The sequence below is a fragment of the Microbacterium gawkjiense genome, from assembly GCF_031932225.1.
GTDB lineage: Bacteria > Actinomycetota > Actinomycetes > Actinomycetales > Microbacteriaceae > Microbacterium > Microbacterium gawkjiense.
In genome coordinates, this window is record NZ_JAUZVV010000001.1 from 1618350 (window position 1) to 1633187 (window position 14838).

The 14838-nt window shown below is 69.8% G+C and carries 12 protein-coding genes; 7 read left to right on the top strand and 5 right to left on the bottom strand.

Going from position 1 to position 14838, the window contains the following annotated elements:
* Window positions 1-70 precede the first annotated feature (70 nt).
* Window positions 71-634 (bottom strand): serine O-acetyltransferase, encoded by a 564-nt coding sequence (locus Q9S71_RS15110; RefSeq protein ID WP_422880337.1) that lies wholly within the window; start codon window positions 632-634, stop codon window positions 71-73.
* A 438-nt stretch (window positions 635-1072) separates the two neighbouring features.
* Here Q9S71_RS15110 and Q9S71_RS07815 point away from each other — a divergent pair, with 438 nt between their 5' ends.
* Complete coding sequence (locus Q9S71_RS07815; RefSeq protein WP_311861557.1) at window positions 1073-2104, top strand: acyltransferase family protein; 1032 nt, start codon at window positions 1073-1075, stop codon at window positions 2102-2104.
* Between the two features lie 42 nt (window positions 2105-2146).
* Here the strand turns inward: Q9S71_RS07815 and Q9S71_RS07820 are convergent, their stop codons facing one another.
* Window positions 2147-3532, bottom strand: a complete 1386-nt coding sequence (locus Q9S71_RS07820; protein WP_311861559.1) for a PD-(D/E)XK nuclease family protein — start codon at window positions 3530-3532, stop codon at window positions 2147-2149.
* A 22-nt stretch (window positions 3533-3554) separates the two neighbouring features.
* Window positions 3555-4898 (bottom strand): hypothetical protein, encoded by a 1344-nt coding sequence (locus Q9S71_RS07825; RefSeq protein ID WP_311861560.1) that lies wholly within the window; start codon window positions 4896-4898, stop codon window positions 3555-3557.
* Window positions 4899-5139: 241 nt separating this feature from the next.
* On the opposite strand from Q9S71_RS07825, the gene Q9S71_RS07830 reads away from it, so the two are divergent.
* Entirely contained in the window at window positions 5140-6561 is a 1422-nt protein-coding gene (locus Q9S71_RS07830) for an HNH endonuclease signature motif containing protein (RefSeq protein ID WP_311861561.1), read from the top strand.
* 220 nt (window positions 6562-6781) lie between these two features.
* On the opposite strand, the gene Q9S71_RS07835 is transcribed toward Q9S71_RS07830, so the two are convergent.
* Window positions 6782-8245: a glutamate-cysteine ligase family protein gene (locus Q9S71_RS07835; RefSeq protein ID WP_311861562.1), complete on the bottom strand. Its 1464-nt coding sequence runs from the start codon at window positions 8243-8245 to the stop codon at window positions 6782-6784.
* Between the two features lie 89 nt (window positions 8246-8334).
* Complete coding sequence (locus Q9S71_RS07840; protein ID WP_311861563.1) at window positions 8335-9084, bottom strand: GntR family transcriptional regulator; 750 nt, start codon at window positions 9082-9084, stop codon at window positions 8335-8337.
* A gap of 184 nt (window positions 9085-9268) precedes the next feature.
* Here Q9S71_RS07840 and Q9S71_RS07845 point away from each other — a divergent pair, with 184 nt between their 5' ends.
* The 5 genes from Q9S71_RS07845 to lsrF are packed head-to-tail and all read left to right on the top strand — an operon-like array spanning window position 9269 to window position 14782.
* Window positions 9269-10357, top strand: a complete 1089-nt coding sequence (locus tag Q9S71_RS07845) for a substrate-binding domain-containing protein (RefSeq protein WP_311861564.1) — start codon at window positions 9269-9271, stop codon at window positions 10355-10357.
* Between the two features lie 34 nt (window positions 10358-10391).
* Entirely contained in the window at window positions 10392-11882 is a 1491-nt protein-coding gene (locus Q9S71_RS07850) for a sugar ABC transporter ATP-binding protein (protein ID WP_311861565.1), read from the top strand.
* Window positions 11879-12865, top strand: coding sequence for an ABC transporter permease (locus Q9S71_RS07855; RefSeq protein WP_311861567.1), 987 nt, complete (start codon window positions 11879-11881; stop codon window positions 12863-12865). The genes Q9S71_RS07850 and Q9S71_RS07855 overlap by 4 nt, the downstream gene beginning before the upstream one ends.
* On the top strand, window positions 12862-13917 hold the full coding sequence (locus Q9S71_RS07860; RefSeq protein WP_311861568.1) for an ABC transporter permease: 1056 nt from the start codon (window positions 12862-12864) through the stop codon (window positions 13915-13917). The genes Q9S71_RS07855 and Q9S71_RS07860 overlap by 4 nt, the downstream gene beginning before the upstream one ends.
* On the top strand, window positions 13910-14782 hold the full coding sequence (gene lsrF, locus Q9S71_RS07865; protein ID WP_311861569.1) for a 3-hydroxy-5-phosphonooxypentane-2,4-dione thiolase: 873 nt from the start codon (window positions 13910-13912) through the stop codon (window positions 14780-14782). The genes Q9S71_RS07860 and lsrF overlap by 8 nt, the downstream gene beginning before the upstream one ends.
* Window positions 14783-14838 lie beyond the last annotated feature (56 nt).

Below are 14838 nucleotides of genomic sequence, written 5' to 3' on the forward strand. Positions count from 1 at the left end.
TGTTCCGGCGCCAGCATCACGTATTCCAACATCGTCGCAGGAGCGGTGCGTTGATAACACTTCACGGCGATCAGCTGACCGCAGGATGGTCCGCTCCGCGGTACCCATGCCCACGAATCACCTTGGCCGGAACGCCCGCGACGGTTACGTCACCAGGAACGTCGCGGTTGACGACAGAGTTCGCACCAATGGCCGCACCATCACCAACGTGGATGGGCCCAAATATCTGAGCACCCGGGCCGATCCAAACATTCTCGCCGAGTACCGGCGCTGCGCCCGCGACGCCGCCGATAGTGACGCCTTGGTGTATGCGACATCCGGATCCAATACGAGCGTCCGGGTTTACTACCACGGTGCCAACGTGGGCGATGCTCAGTCCAGGCCCGAAGGTGTTCAGCGGAACAGTGAACCCGAGTTTCTCCCCGAGGAGTGTGACGCGGAGTTGCATGACCTTCGCGATGCAGCGACTTAGTCCTCCGCGCCGGACATTTGTGGCGTACTCTGCGCGACGAAGAAGCCACTGAAAGTAGACGATGCGCCGCGTGAACCGATACCGCCACCTCCAGCTGCTCACGTTGTGCGTGGCGAGGTCTGCGGCGATGTATGTCGCGAGATCGGCGCGAGAATTGATCATCGGGCGGCCTCCATGAGCGCGATTCTATGGGAGAGAGCAGCATGTTCTCGTCCGTCGCGAGTCGCTGGATAGGCCGGTTATCGTTCGACGACTGCTGAACCTTCAGGCAGCTGATACACGGTGCCGGTCTTCTGAGCGCTCGTCAACGTAGGCATGGTTTACATCATCGAAGGGCGTTGAGCGGTCACGGGCCCTGGGCTCCGACCTGGTGTCGTCCGTTACCGCGGCGAAAGCGAAGCTCGGCAACGCTCCGCACGACCTCCGCGAGTCGCTTCGACCAATACACGCTCCTGCGGAGCGCAGCAGCGTCTGTCAACCCAACCCGCGGCTACACGCGGACCACATCGCACCTATGTAGGACGCGGCATCCGATGTAACCTCCGGAGGGTGAGGGGACCACACCGTTTTCGCACGCTTGGGGGCGTGTACGACCCGCGGATGAACGCGCTCAATTTCATCCGCCTGATGCTCGCGCTGTCTGTGATCATCTGGCATTCGTTCCCGCTCACCGGGAACACCGTGGAGTGGCATCCCGCGCAGCAGGCACTCGCCGAGCTCGGCGTCGACGGCTTCTTCGCGATCAGCGGCTTCCTCATCTACGGCAGCTGGAAGCGCAACCCGAACTGGTGGCAGTACCTCGCCGCCCGCGCCCTGCGCATCTTCCCCGCCTTCTGGGCATGCCTCATCGTCACCGCGTTCGTCATCGCCCCGATCACGACCGCGCTCGTCACGGGACGCAGCTACCTCGACGTCATCTCGTTCGAGAACGTGAAGTACGTGCTGCAGAACGCGGGGCTGCGGATCTTCGACCACAGCATCGCCGGCACGCCCCTGAACGTGCCGCATCCGGGCTACTGGAACGGATCGCTCTGGACGCTGTTCTGGGAGTTCCTCTGCTACCTCGGCGTCCTCGCCCTCGGACTGCTCGCGCTCTACCGCTTTCGCGCGACCGTGCCGATCATCTTCGGCCTCACGCTGCTCGGCCTGATCGCCACCGCCTACGGCCCCGTCGAGAACTACTGGGCCGTGCACGGATCCCGCTTCGGCATCATGTTCGCTGCCGGCATGCTGATCGAACAGTACGCACGCCGCATCCCGGTCAGCGGACTGCTGCTCGGTGCCGCCGCAGCCGTGACGGCGGTGAGCCTGTTCCTGCCGGACTACCGCGTCGTGGGTGCGCTGCCCTGGGCGTACCTCATGCTCGGGCTCGGCGCCCTTCTGAAGCACCCCCGCCTCAAGCTCGAGAACGACATCTCCTACGGGGTCTACATCTACGGGATGCCCGTGCAACAAGTCCTCGCCAGCTTCGGCCTCGCCGCCCTCGGCGTGCCGCTGTTCGGGGCGCTGTCGATCCTGCTGACCCTGCCGCTCGCGGCGGCCAGCTGGTTCCTGCTCGAACGACACGCGATGAGGCTGCGACCCAAGCGGCGCGTGCAGCGCAACGTGCAGACGGAGGCCGTGGCGGGGTAGCTGTCGCGAGCGGTGGTCTCACGAGAAAGCGAGACGCTCCGATCAGCGGATCGCCTCGCCGCAACCGCATCGGCCGTCGCCGTGCGCGGCGATGTCCCGGAGCGCGGCCAGCACCGCGGCGTGCAACTCCTCCGGCGTCCATTCGGCGAGAGGGCGCGTCTGCACCCGCGCACCGACGATCCCGCAGGCCGAGCGCGGGATGTTGCGCGTCTCATCGCCGATGTGCCCCACCCACCACGGGAAGACGGCGAGGTCGTTGCCGGACACCCGGAACCGCGCCACGCCCTCGACCCGCTCGTTGAACGTGACACCCTTGCCGCCCTGGTTCACGCGCACCGTGCGCAGATAGCCGCCGAGGCTCTGCTCCGGGCGCACCGTGGACACACCGTCGCGGGCGCTCCGCAGCGCCCTCCCTGTGAGGTACTCCGCGTAGGCGGAGAAGAACTCCGCCACGCCCGGCGCCTTTGCATGGTCCTGCGCGAGTATGCGCGGCGCGTGATCCAGCACGTAGGACAGCGTCCGCACCAGCTCCGAGGACGAGCGTGACCGTTCCTCGAACCGTGTCGTCAACCTGCCGAAGACATCGGATGCCGCCGGTGCCGGCGCCAAGCTCCTCAGCCCCGCCACGTACGCGGCGAGCCGCGCATGCGGCGCTCGTCTCTCGGCATCCGCAGGTTCGATCTCGTCGGCCACCGCCAGCACCAGGTCGGCGAACCGCACCTGCGCGGGCTTCGGCTCAGCGGCATCCGTGAAGAAGAGCCCCGCGATGCGCTCGTCCGCAGGTCCCGCGCCGCGTCGGTCGACATCGGCCACGAAGTCATCGATCACGGCGTCGACCCGCGGCGCCACCTTGCGAGTCTCCCGTGCTGCCGCGATCACGTCGACGAAGTCGCCGTACGTCAACGCGGTCCACCCCTCGTCGTCGGGTTGCTCGGCGACCTCGGTCAGGAACACGAACACGTGCTGCCACCCGGCATACGCCGATGTAATCCACTCGCGGTATCGGCGCAGCTGCTCATCGTGCGCGCTCGAGGCGAGCTTGCTCTCGATCGCGATCACGACCCGGTTCACATGATCGACGACCGTGATGTCGATGCGCCCCGCGAGCTCGGTGTCCGAGGCGCGGGGGACCGGCGTCTCGATGCCCGTCCGCACCCGGCGGACGCCGACCACGGGCTGCTCGCCCGGCCCACCCCACACGGCGGCGATCAGCGCGTTGACCACCGCGGCATCCAACCCGTGGTTCTCGGTCGGGTCGAGCAGCCAACGCACCACCCGGTTATACCGGTTCTCGTAACTCTGCTCGCCGTAGTGGACGATGCTCCAGAAGTTCGCCGGCGGCAGGGCGCGCCGCTCGATCGCCGGCTCGTCGAGCAGTGCGAGCAGGGCATCGGCGAGGTCATCGGCGCGGGGGTCGGGGTCGGTCATCAGAAGCCTTTCGGTGAGCGGGTCAGTGCACGGCGTCGTGCGCGGTGATGAGGTTGTCGGTGGCGGGCGTCGGTGCGGATGAGGTCGCCGGGGGCGTCACCCCGCGCTCGGACAGGGTCTTCTCGACCCCGTTCGCGGCGACCGCCACCATGGCGGCGACCGCCGTCATCCATTCCTCGAACGCGGGATCACTCAGCCACTCGCCGGCCGGGCGACGCAGTGCCCCCACGCCGCTGCCGCCGAACGTCGCGACCGCGGCCTCGCGAGCGAAGTGGTTCAGGAACTTGTCGTGTCCCGACAGTCCGGTGCGCACTTCGACGCCGTTCTTGTCGGTCACCCAGACCCCCGCAGGGAAGATGTCGCCACTGCCCATGAGTCGGACGGTGAGCGCATCCTCGCCGGCCAACTCGATCGCGAACGACTTGCGCTGTCGCCGCTCGCGGGTCACCATCGCGTTCGCAGGGAAGCCCTTCGCCACCACGCGCTGCGGGCCATCGAGGGCCGCGTCGAACGCCGCATCCGATCCGCACAGCGCGGCGACCGTGCGTCGCATGAGCTGCGCGGTCTCATCGCTGACCTCGGCGGTCGGCGTGACGACCTCTCGGTTCATCGCCGCGAACTCGTCGCGCCCGGCGCGTTCGACCTCGCTCAGCGGCCCGGCGACACGCAGCGTGCCGAACGCGTCGATCCGCCACGACCGGCCGAACAGACGGAACCGGACGCCGCTCAGCCGCCCGTACGTCGTCGAAGCGTCCGGACGCAGGTACGCCGTGCGGGCGTCGTCGTCGTGCCGACCGCGCAGCTGCACCGACATCGCGTCGAGATCAATGTTCACGGCTGCGCGCCAGTCGGGACCCGCCTCCGGCTCATCGCCCTGCAGCCGGTACGGAACGAACCATTCGCCCGGCGGAACGTGCGCCTCCCAAAGGACGAGGTCGCTCTGCCCCTCCTTCTTCGCCCCGAACCTCACGCCGACGTCATGGGCGATCGCGCCCGCGCCGTTCGTGATGACGACACCCTGGTCGTCGGCATCCGACCGGGCGAGCCACGCCGCCAGGGACTCGGCCTTCTGCCGTCGATCCCGCCGCGGCTGCCAGGCGACGGCCAACACCACCGTGACGCCGAGCACGAGGGCGTTGAGGAACGGGCCGAGGAGTCCGCCGAACGTGTCGCCGACCGGTCCCGTGCGCGCGCCCCAGTGGCCGTCGCCGGGAGCATTCGCGGCCTGGAACGCGGCGACGATCGACACCGCCATCGTCAGAAGCAGGGCCGTGCTGAGGGCGGCGATCAGAACCCAGAGAGCGATACGCCCGGTGAGCCACACCCACCGCCGGTCGCGCAGGCGGATGCGGTCTACGTCGATCATGCGAGTACTCCTCGGTCGTCGTGGGTGCGCGAGCGTGTCGTCGGGAGGCGAACGCGCGCGGGGCGGCAGGCGGGCGAACACCCGCCGTCGGTGCGACGTTAGGGTCCGGCGGGGGCGGGGACGGGTGGGAATGCGGAACCCGGACGATTCCGAACGCTCCTACACGACGGCGGGCCGGTCGGTTATCCACAGATTGGGGAACGCGCGTTCGAATATCGGAGGTGTGTGGCATCGTACAGATATGCCATTCGCGACGTCGCTTCGAGAGAGTGTCGAGGGCCTCACCGCCCTCGATGCGCTCGACGTGGATGCGTCTGACCTCGCGGCATCCGTCGGTCGGCTCGATGACGACACGGTCCGGACGCTCATCGCCCACGCGGGGCGGGTGGCGCGCGAGATCGGTGTGCTGCAGGCGGTGCTCGCCGGAGTGGCGGCGCAGCGATCGAGCCGCGAGCGGGGGAGCGGTGGGCTCAGTGCCGAGACCGGGCATCGCACCCCGGTCGAGATGATCCAGGCGACCACCGGCATCACACGCGCCGAGGCGACGCGCGCCGTGCGAGTGGGGGAGGCGCTGATGGGCTCGGGGGATGCCGGGTGGCACGGCGCGCTCGATCGGCTCCTCTACGACGGGGCGCTGTCGTCGGCGCAGTACGGGGCGATTCTGACCGGGCTCGGCGACCCGCCGACGCTCGGTTGTGCAGCGGCGTGGGCCAGGGGAGCCGAACGGCTCGCCGGCGAGGCCGACCAGTGGTCGGTGGAACAACTGACCGCGCAGGCGCGCACGCTGCGCGACATGCTCGACCCCGCCGGAGCCGAGGAGCGGTTCGCGCGGCGCTTCGAGCGCAGGTCGTTCCGGCTCTGGACCGACGGCGAGGGGTTCTCACGAGGCTCGATGGTCTTCGACGACGAGATGGGGCCGTGGATGCGGAGCGTCCTCGACGCCGCCCTCCGCCCCCGCCGCGGCGGGCCGAGGTTCATGACCGACGCCGAACGTGCCGAGGCCGCCGCCCTCGTCGACGACGCGAGATCGAACGAGCAACTCTCGTACGACGTGCTCGTCGACGTCCTCCGCGCGGGTGCGCTCGCCACCGCGAAAGACGTGTTCGGGGCACGTGAGCCCGGCGTGCGCGTCATCGTCACCGAGGCGCCCCGCGACGGCCTCGGGCGTCACGGAGCGACCGGGATCGTCGAGGACGGCGGCTCAGCCCTGCCCGGCTCGGTCGTCGACCGCGCCCACTGCACCGGCGGCCGCATCCGCATCGAGGTGGATGCCGCCGGCACACCCCTCGCCGTCGGACGCGACGAGCGACTGTTCACCCGCGCGCAGCGGGTCGCGCTCGCCGCCCGCGACGGGGGATGCCTCTGGCCCGGATGCGAACGACCGCCGTCGTACTGCGAAGCGCACCACAGCGTGCCGTGGTCCGAGGGTGGGAGGACCGACACCGACGAGGGCGTGCTCCTCTGCCGGTTCCATCACCTGCTCCTGCACAACAACGGGTGGCGCATCGAGCGGGTCGAGGCCGGGTTCGTGCTGCACGCTCCGCCCGGCAGCGGGCGGGAGCCCGTGCCGCTCCGATCGAAATCGCCGCTGCGGTGGCTGTGGGATCCGCCGCCCGATCGTGCCGGATGGCGGACCGCCGGGGTGCACGCGCGGGCGTCGTGACGGGGCGGCGCGGGTGCGGGGGCCCGGGATGCGGCGCGGGTACGGCTACGTGCGGGGTGCGGCTGCAGGGGGCGGCGTGGGTACGGCTACGTGCGGGGCGCGCGTGTGGCGCGGTGAAGGTATGGGGCGCGGGTGCGCGCGGGCTACATGCGGGCTGCGTCTGCCGGGTGCGACGCGGGTACGGCTACGTGCGAGGCGCGGCTGCAGGGGGCGGCGCGGGTCAGGACCAGGTGTGGACCGGCTCGTTCGTGTGCATCGCCTCGCGGTACTCCAGAAGGGTGGCGCGCAGGGCGTCGGCACGTTCCATGCCGGTGCGGGCCCGCATCCGCTTCGCGAACCACTCCGCACCGTTCGTCTTCGTCGCGCAGCGCCCCTCGATGATCCCGAGATACCGGTCGCGCTCCGCAGCCGACACGCCCCACGCGTCCAGGCCCTCGGCGGCGAGCGGCAGCAGCGTGTCGCGCACCAACTCGGTCGCCGGCACGTGGCCCACACCCGGCCACGACAGCCGCGCGTCGATGCCGTCTCGCGCCGCCGAGAGGAAGCTCTCGCGCGCCGTCGCGAACGGCATCCGCGACCACACCGGCCGCTCATCTTCCGCGAGCGAACGCACCAGACCGAAGTAGAACGCCGCGTTCGCGACCGTGTCCGCCACCGTCGGCCCCGCCGCGAGGATCCGATTCTCGACGCGAAGATGCGGCATCCCATCGGCCACGTCGTACACCGGACGGTTCCACCGATACACCGTCCCGTTGTGCAGCTTCAGCTCCGCCAGCGACGGCACACCGCCCGCCTCGAGCACCTCCAACGGATCCTCATCGTCGACGATCGGCAGCAGCGCCGGGAAATACCGCACGTTCTCCTCGAACAGGTCGAACACCGACGTGATCCAGCGCTCGCCGAACCACACCCGCGGACGCACCCCCTGCGCCTTCAACTCCTCGCTGCGCGTGTCGGTCGCCTGCTCGAACAGCGGGATGCGGGACTCCCGCCACAGCTCCCGCCCCAGCAGATACGGCGAGTTCGCCGCCACCGCCAGCTGCGCCCCCGCGATCGCCTGCGATGCGTTCCAATACGCCGCGAACTGCGCCGGCGACGTCTGCACATGGAACTGCGTGCTCGTGCATGCCGCCTCGGGCACGATGGAGTCGGCCGTCGTCTCGAGCCGATCCGGCCCCGCGATCGAGATCGCCAGATCCTCGCCGCGCGCATCGAGCACCTGCTCGTTCAATAGGTCGTACCGCGAATCCGCGCTCAACGTGCTCCGGCTCAGATGCCGCTCCGCGAGCGTCGGCAGGATGCCGATCATCACCAGATGCGCACCCAGGTCCTCCGACCGCGCCTCGGCCTCGTTCAGCCGCTCGCGCAGACCCTCCTCGAACGTCGTCAGCCCGCCCTCGCGCAGCTTCGCCGGCGGGACGTTGATCTCCACGTTGAAACGCCCCAGCTCCGTCACGAACGCCGGGTCCGCGATCGCCCGCAGCACCTGCTCGTTCCGCATCGCCGGGTCGCCGACGGCGTCAACGAGGTTCAACTCGAGTTCGAGACCCGTCATCGGGTCATCCGTGTCGAAGCGCGACTCGCGCAGCATCCGTTCGAAGACGTCGAGGTTGCGACGGATCTTCTCGCGATGAAGGGAGCGGTCGGCTCCCGTGATCTCCTGGTTCTCGACTTCTTCTCCCACCCCGCCACGATAGGTCGGGGCGCCGCCGACTCCCGGGGCGTTGACAAGCCGGGCCCGGTCGACCATGACGCGCCGACCCCCACGGCACCTCAGCGAATGCCGACGTAGAACCGAGACTCCTCGCTGCGGTGCAGGGCGTGATACAGCTCGAACGGCACACCGTCGGCATCCCACGCAACCGACTCGATCGCGAGCACCGGCTTGCCGGGAGCCAGCTCGAGCAGCTCAGCGTCTGCGCGGTCGGGGATCACCGCGGAGATCCAGCGATCTGCACCACTCGGCTCGACGCCGAACCGGCGGCGGAGGAGCGCATAGAGCGACGCGTTCTCAAGCTGGGTCGGCGAAAGGGTCGGGAATCGCTCCGCGGGCAGGACCGTCTGCACCAGCAGCCACGGCGTCTCGTCGACGCTGCGCAGCCGCCGCAGGCGCACGACCGGGTCCCCGACGTCGATCTTCAGGTGCTCTGCTTCGCGTTCGTCGGCCTCGCCCGTCGAGAAGTCCAGGACGCGGGTCGAGATATGGCGACCGGTCGGGGCGAGGTCGTCCGATGACCCCGTGACGGCGCCGACGAACTTGAGCTCCGGCCGCTGCGGCGACACGAAGGAGCCGCGTGCGCGGACCTTGTAGATCAGTCCGCCCCGCACCAGTTCGCCGAGGGCCTCCCGGACCACCGTGCGTGAGACACCGTATCGATCGATGAGTTCGGACTCCGAAGGCAAAGCCTGATCGGGGCGGAGAACGCCGTCGTCGATCTCGCTCCGCAGGCGGCGCGCGAGCTGTTGCCAGAGCGGCTCGTCCGCGTCGCGGTCGAGCGCGCCGTTCATCGAACGTGTCGGCATCTGTTCTCCTTCGCCCCGCGACTCGGCGTCGAGCGTATCAACCTCCCAATTGACATCGCGGGGGTGTGCTCCCTACCTTAGTCACTACCAACTTGTAATGACAGGTTGGTTGTGACATGTTCTGATCCGCGCACTCAATGAGCGAGTGCCCGACTCGCGAAGACGCGAACAGTGGAGGCAACAGATGAAGGTCCCGAAGATGCGGCGCACCCTGACCGCCGCGGCGGCCACCGCAGCTGCAGCAGTGATCCTCGCCGGCTGCGCGGCCCCGGCCGAACCCGCCGGCTCGGCCGGCGGCGGCGAGCCCAAGGGTCTGAAGATCGCCCTGTCGAACGGGTTCGTGAACGGGTGGCGACTGACCCTGATCGACAAGTTCGAAACCGAAGCCGACAAGCTGAAGGCGGACGGCGTCGTCTCGGACTACTCCGTCGTCAACGCGCCCGGTGAGAACAGTGCGACGGAGCAGGCATCCCAGATCCGCAGCCTCATGCTCCAGAACCCGGACGTGCTGATGGTCATCCCCGCCTCGTCCAGCGCGCTCCAGCCGGTGATCGAAGAGGCCTGCACCGCGGGCATCAACGTGATCATCCTCGACGCCGACATGGACACCAGCTGCGGCACCGTCGTGCGCAACGACTACGGCCAGTGGGGCGCCGACTCCCTGCAGCCCGCGCTCGATGCGATCGACGGCAAGGGCGACATCGTCATCAACCGCGGCGTCGTCGGCTCGCAGCCGGAAGAGGCCTTCCACGCCCGGCAGCTCGAGATCCTCGAGGACTACCCCGACGTGAAGGTCGCGGCCGAGGTCAACGGCTTCTGCGATTCCGCCACCGCGCAGAAGGAGATCGTCGGCGTTCTCGGCTCCCTGCCCGAGATCGCGGCCGTGCCCGGCTGCATCGGCGGCATGGGCGTCGTGCAGGCCTTCGAGTCCGCCGGGCGCGAGGCCCCGGTCGTCGTCTTCGACACCGACGGCAAGTCGCTCAAGTTCTGGCAGGAGAGCGGGCTCGACAACGGCTCCTTCGCCGCACTGACCGACCCCGGTCAGGTCGTCGCCGCGGTCTACGTCGCCCTTGCCAAGGAGCGCGGAGAAGACGTGCCGAACGAGGTCGTCCTGCCGCTCGTGCAGGTCGCGCAGGCGGATCTCGACTACTGGGTCGACGCGCTCGGCACCGACGAGTACGCCGCCAACGCGTGGGACGAGGCATCCATCACGGCTGCTCTCGAAGCGATCGCCGCCGGCGAGCCCGTCGAAGCCCCCGCGCTCAAGAAGTAACCCGTCCGGCCGACCGGTTCGAAGGAACACTCCCATGACCTCTGCGATGCACACGCCCGGACACAGCGCCGCCGCGCCGCCGCTGCTGACCGCCACCAACGTGTCGAAGCGATACGGCAAGACCGCCGCGTTGACGGGCATCGACATCACCGTCGGAGCAGGGGAGATCCTCGGACTGGTCGGCCACAACGGTGCCGGCAAGAGCACGCTCATGCGCGTGCTCGCCGGCCGCGAGGCCCCCGATCAGGGATCGGTGACCTGGCGCACCCCCGGCCCGTGGAATCAGCGCACCGCCGCTGCCGCGGGCGTCCGCATGGTCTACCAGGAGCTCGCGCTCTGCCCTGACCTCACGGTCGCCGAGAACATCGCACTGTCGGATGCCGCGGCGCGAGGCTGGCGGTGGCGGCGCGCCGCCGAGCGCCGGGTCGCGCAGACGCTCGACGACGTCTTCCCGGGGCACGGCATCGACATCGTCCGCCGGGTCGTCGACCTCAGCATGGCGCAGCGCCAGATGCTCGAGATCGCGCGCGCCCTCTGCACCGACGACCTGTCGGTGCTCATCCTCGACGAGCCGACCGAGTCGCTGAGCGTGGACGCGACCCGCCAGCTCTACGCCCACCTCCGCTCGCTCACCGCGCGGGGCGTGAGCATGGTGCTCATCTCGCACCGCATGCAGGAGGTCCTCGCCAACGCCGACCGGATCGCCGTCATGAAGGACGGTCGCATCGTCGAGGTGACCGGCGCGGCTGTCACGAGCGAGGACGCCCTGCTGGCGACGATGGGCGGCGACGTCCACGCCGACACGAGCACCGTCCGCCGGGTGACGAGCGCGCCGCGCCCCGACGTGCGCGCCGAAGGCACACTCGCCCGACTCGACGATCTGGGCGTCGAGCTGCACGTCCGCCCCGGTGAGGTCGTCGGTCTCGCGGGCCTGGCCGGCCACGGGCAGGATGCCGCGCTGCGACGACTGTGGGCTAACAGCCGGGGCGCGACGGTCGCCAAGCGCCGCGCCTACGTCCCCGGCGATCGGCAGACGAGCGGGATCTTCCCGCTGTGGAGCGTCGCGGAGAACCTCACGGTGGCATCCGCCCGACAGCTCTCCACCGCGGGTGTCGTGCGATCCGGTCGCAAGAGCGCGCTCGCGGGGGAGTGGGTGCAGCGGCTGAACATCAAGGGCGGGGCACGCTCGCCCATCACCGCCCTGTCCGGCGGCAACCAGCAGAAGGTCCTGGTCGCCCGCGCCTTCGCGACGGACGCCGCCCTCGTGCTGCTCGACGACCCGTTCCGCGGCGTCGACGTGACCACGAAGAACGAGCTCTACGCCCTCATGCGCGTGGAGGCGTCCCGCGGCCGCTCGGTCATCTGGTACTCGACCGAGAACAGCGAGATGGCCCACTGCGACCGCGTATACGTCTTCCGATCCGGCCGCATCGTCAGCGAGCTGCGCGGCGACGAGATCACCGAGGACCGCATCATCGCCGACTCGTTCGGCACCGACGACCGCATCGAGGAGATCGCGCGATGACCACGGCACCGGCAGGACAACGGTCCGCCTCGTTCCCGACGACGACCACCCGGCTGCGGGGGAGCGCGATCAACGGCTCGCCCGCGCTGCTCGCGCTGGTCACCCTCGCCGTGATCTTCGCGATCACCGCGAGCCTGCAGCCCGGCATCCTCAGCATCCCCGGACTCACCCTCATGCTGATGTCATCGGTGCCGCTGGTGCTCGCCGCGCAGGCGCAGATGATCATCATGAGCGTCGGCGACATCGACCTCAGCGTGGGGTACCTCGTCGGCCTCATCACCGTCATCGCCGCGACGCTGTTCATCGACGCCCCGCTGCTCGCCGTCGTCGCGATCGTCGGCATCATCGTCGTCTACGGTCTGCTGGCCCTGGTCGTCCAGCGGCGCGGGGTCCCGTCGATCATCGTGACCCTCGGGATGTCGTTCGTCTGGCTCGGCATCGGACTGCAGATCCGCCCCACGCCGGGCGGTCAGACGCCGGACTGGCTGTCGGTCATCTCGACCTGGCGACCGACCTGGTTCCCCGCGCCGGTCATCTTCATCGTCCTGGCGACGCTGGCCGGCTGGTACATCACCCGCCGCTCGCGCGCGGGCGCTCAGATGCGGGCACTCGGGTCGCAGGCCGCGACGCTCGAGAAGGCCGGTGTCTCGCTGACCCGCACCCGCATCATCGCCTACGCGCTCGCCGCCGTCCTCATGGTCGCCGCCGGTCTCCTGCTCGCCTCGCAGACGTGGTCGGGCGACGTGAACGCCGCGAGCGAGTACACCCTCATGACGATCGCCGCGGTCATCCTCGGGGGCGGGACGTTCTCGGGCGGGCGCGCTCTGCCCATCGGGACGACGCTCGGCGCCGTCACCCTCGGGCTCATCACCGTGCTGCTGAGCCTCATCAATCTCCCGTCCGCCCTGCAGTCGGCGGCGCAAGGCCTCATCGTCATCGCGGTGCTGGCCGGTCGCATCATCACCGAGAGGTTCGTCCGATGACCGCAGTCGACACCCGCACCCTCCCCGCGGCCCCCGCCGCGCGGCGCTTCAGCTGGCCGGCCTGGGGCTGGTCCCTGATCGGCGTCCTCGCCGTGTGGGCCGTCATCATCGCCGTCCGCCCCGGGTCGCCGTTCGACCCGATCACGCAGGCGCTGTCGCTCGCGCCGTTCCTGGTGCTCGTCGCCCTCGGCCAGATGCTCGTCATCACCCTGGGGCCCGGCAACATCGACGTGTCGGTGGGGACGATCATCTCGATGACGTCGTACGTGTCCGTCGCGATCGGCGTGACGCACGGCCCCGTCGTCGGACTGCTCGCCGCCGTCGCCGCCGGCGCCCTGGCCGGAGCCGTGTCGGTCGCCGCGATCCTGGTGCTCCGCGTGCCGCCCATCATCGCGACCCTCGCGACCAGCCTCATCGTCACGAGCGCGACGCTGCTGCTCGCCGATGCCGCCCGCGGCGGCGCCGACCCGGCGCTGCGCACCTTCGTCAACGCCAAGGTCGTCGGCATCCCGGTCATCGCGATCATCGTCGCGGCCGTCACGGTGCTCACCTGGTTCGTCCTCCGCCACACGCAGCTCGGACTGTCGATCATCGCGGTCGGCCAGAGTGCGCGAGCCGCGGAGCGCGCGGGCATCAAGGTCGCGCTGGTCACCGCGACGGCCTACCTCATCAGCGCCGGGTTCGCGGGACTCGTCGGCGGCCTGCTCGCCGCGTACATCTCGCCGAGCACCGTCCTCGGGACCAGCTACATGCTCGACTCCATCGCCGTCGTCGTCATCGGCGGAACCCTCATCTCGGGCGGGCGCCCGGTGCCCGTCGGGGCGTGGACCGGCGCTCTCTTCTTCGTCCTGCTGTCGGGCCTGCTGAACCTCGTCGGCTGGTCCGTCGGGGCGCAGAACGTCCTCAAGGGCGTGCTCGTCGTCCTCGTCGTGATCGTCGCGTCGGCGGCGACGGGAACCGGCCGCTCCAGCATCCGACGGCTGCGCGACAGCACGCGCAGCCGGACATCGACCCCCTCCACCCCCTCACAGAAGGAGCCCATCCATGGCTGACCTCGACGACCTCCGCGACGGCACCGACTTCGGCGGAAGCGCCGCACCCGCAGGCGGATTCCACCTCAAGGGCCAGGCCGGCCAGGACTGGGGCCTGCGCGCCCGCCTGTCGCGCGTGTTCGATCCCGCCGACGGCAAGACCGTCATGCTCGCCTTCGACCACGGCTACTTCCAGGGACCCACGTCGGGCCTCGAGCGACTCGACCGGTCGATCCTGCCGCTGGTCCCGCAGGCGGACGCCCTGATGTGCACCCGCGGTGCGCTGCGCACCACCATCCCGCCCGAGAACGGCAAGGGCATCGTCCTGCGCGCGTCGGGCGGCCCCAGCGTCCTCAAGGAGCTCTCCGACGAGGAGCTCGCGGTGTCCATCGATGACGCCGTGCGGCTGGATGCGGCGGCGCTCGCCGTGCAGGTGTTCGTCGGCGGTGAAAACGAGACGAAGTCGATCAAGAACCTCACGACCCTCGTCGACCAGGGTCAGGGCGCGGGGATCCCGGTGCTGGCCGTCACCGCGGTCGGACGCGACATGGTCCGCGACGCGCGCTACTTCCGTCTCGCCACCCGGATCAGCGCCGAGCTCGGCGCCGCCTTCGTGAAGACCTACTACGTCGAGGACGGCTTCGAGACGATCACGAGCGCCTGCCCCGTGCCGATCGTCATCGCCGGCGGCAAGAAGGTCGAGGAGCGCGAAGCGCTGCGCGTCGCCTACCAGGCGATCCAGGAGGGCGCCGCGGGTGTCGACATGGGGCGCAACGTCTTCCAGTCCGAGCACCCGGCCGCCATGCTCGCCGCCGTCCGCGGCGTCGTCCACGACGGGCTCAACCCCGCCGACGCGTTCGAGCTCTTCCAGACCCTGTCGCACTGACCCCGATGCGGGCGCCGACCCGGCGCCCGCATCCCTGCTCGGGCGTACCCGCCCGG

What these genes read in the sequence shown, in the direction of transcription:
- Q9S71_RS07815 (WP_311861557.1), top strand. Translation starts at nt 1,073, where the DNA reads ATGAACGCGCTCAATTTCATCCGCCTGATGCTCGCGCTGTCTGTGATC.
- Q9S71_RS07855 (WP_311861567.1), top strand. Translation starts at nt 11,879, where the DNA reads ATGACCACGGCACCGGCAGGACAACGGTCCGCCTCGTTCCCGACGACG.
- Q9S71_RS07850 (WP_311861565.1), top strand. Translation starts at nt 10,392, where the DNA reads ATGACCTCTGCGATGCACACGCCCGGACACAGCGCCGCCGCGCCGCCG.
- Q9S71_RS07825 (WP_311861560.1), bottom strand. Translation starts at nt 4,898, where the DNA reads ATGATCGACGTAGACCGCATCCGCCTGCGCGACCGGCGGTGGGTGTGG.
- Q9S71_RS07845 (WP_311861564.1), top strand. Translation starts at nt 9,269, where the DNA reads ATGAAGGTCCCGAAGATGCGGCGCACCCTGACCGCCGCGGCGGCCACC.
- Q9S71_RS07840 (WP_311861563.1), bottom strand. Translation starts at nt 9,084, where the DNA reads ATGCCGACACGTTCGATGAACGGCGCGCTCGACCGCGACGCGGACGAG.
- lsrF (WP_311861569.1), top strand. Translation starts at nt 13,910, where the DNA reads ATGGCTGACCTCGACGACCTCCGCGACGGCACCGACTTCGGCGGAAGC.
- Q9S71_RS15110 (WP_422880337.1), bottom strand. Translation starts at nt 634, where the DNA reads ATGATCAATTCTCGCGCCGATCTCGCGACATACATCGCCGCAGACCTC.
- Q9S71_RS07860 (WP_311861568.1), top strand. Translation starts at nt 12,862, where the DNA reads ATGACCGCAGTCGACACCCGCACCCTCCCCGCGGCCCCCGCCGCGCGG.
- Q9S71_RS07830 (WP_311861561.1), top strand. Translation starts at nt 5,140, where the DNA reads ATGCCATTCGCGACGTCGCTTCGAGAGAGTGTCGAGGGCCTCACCGCC.
- Q9S71_RS07820 (WP_311861559.1), bottom strand. Translation starts at nt 3,532, where the DNA reads ATGACCGACCCCGACCCCCGCGCCGATGACCTCGCCGATGCCCTGCTC.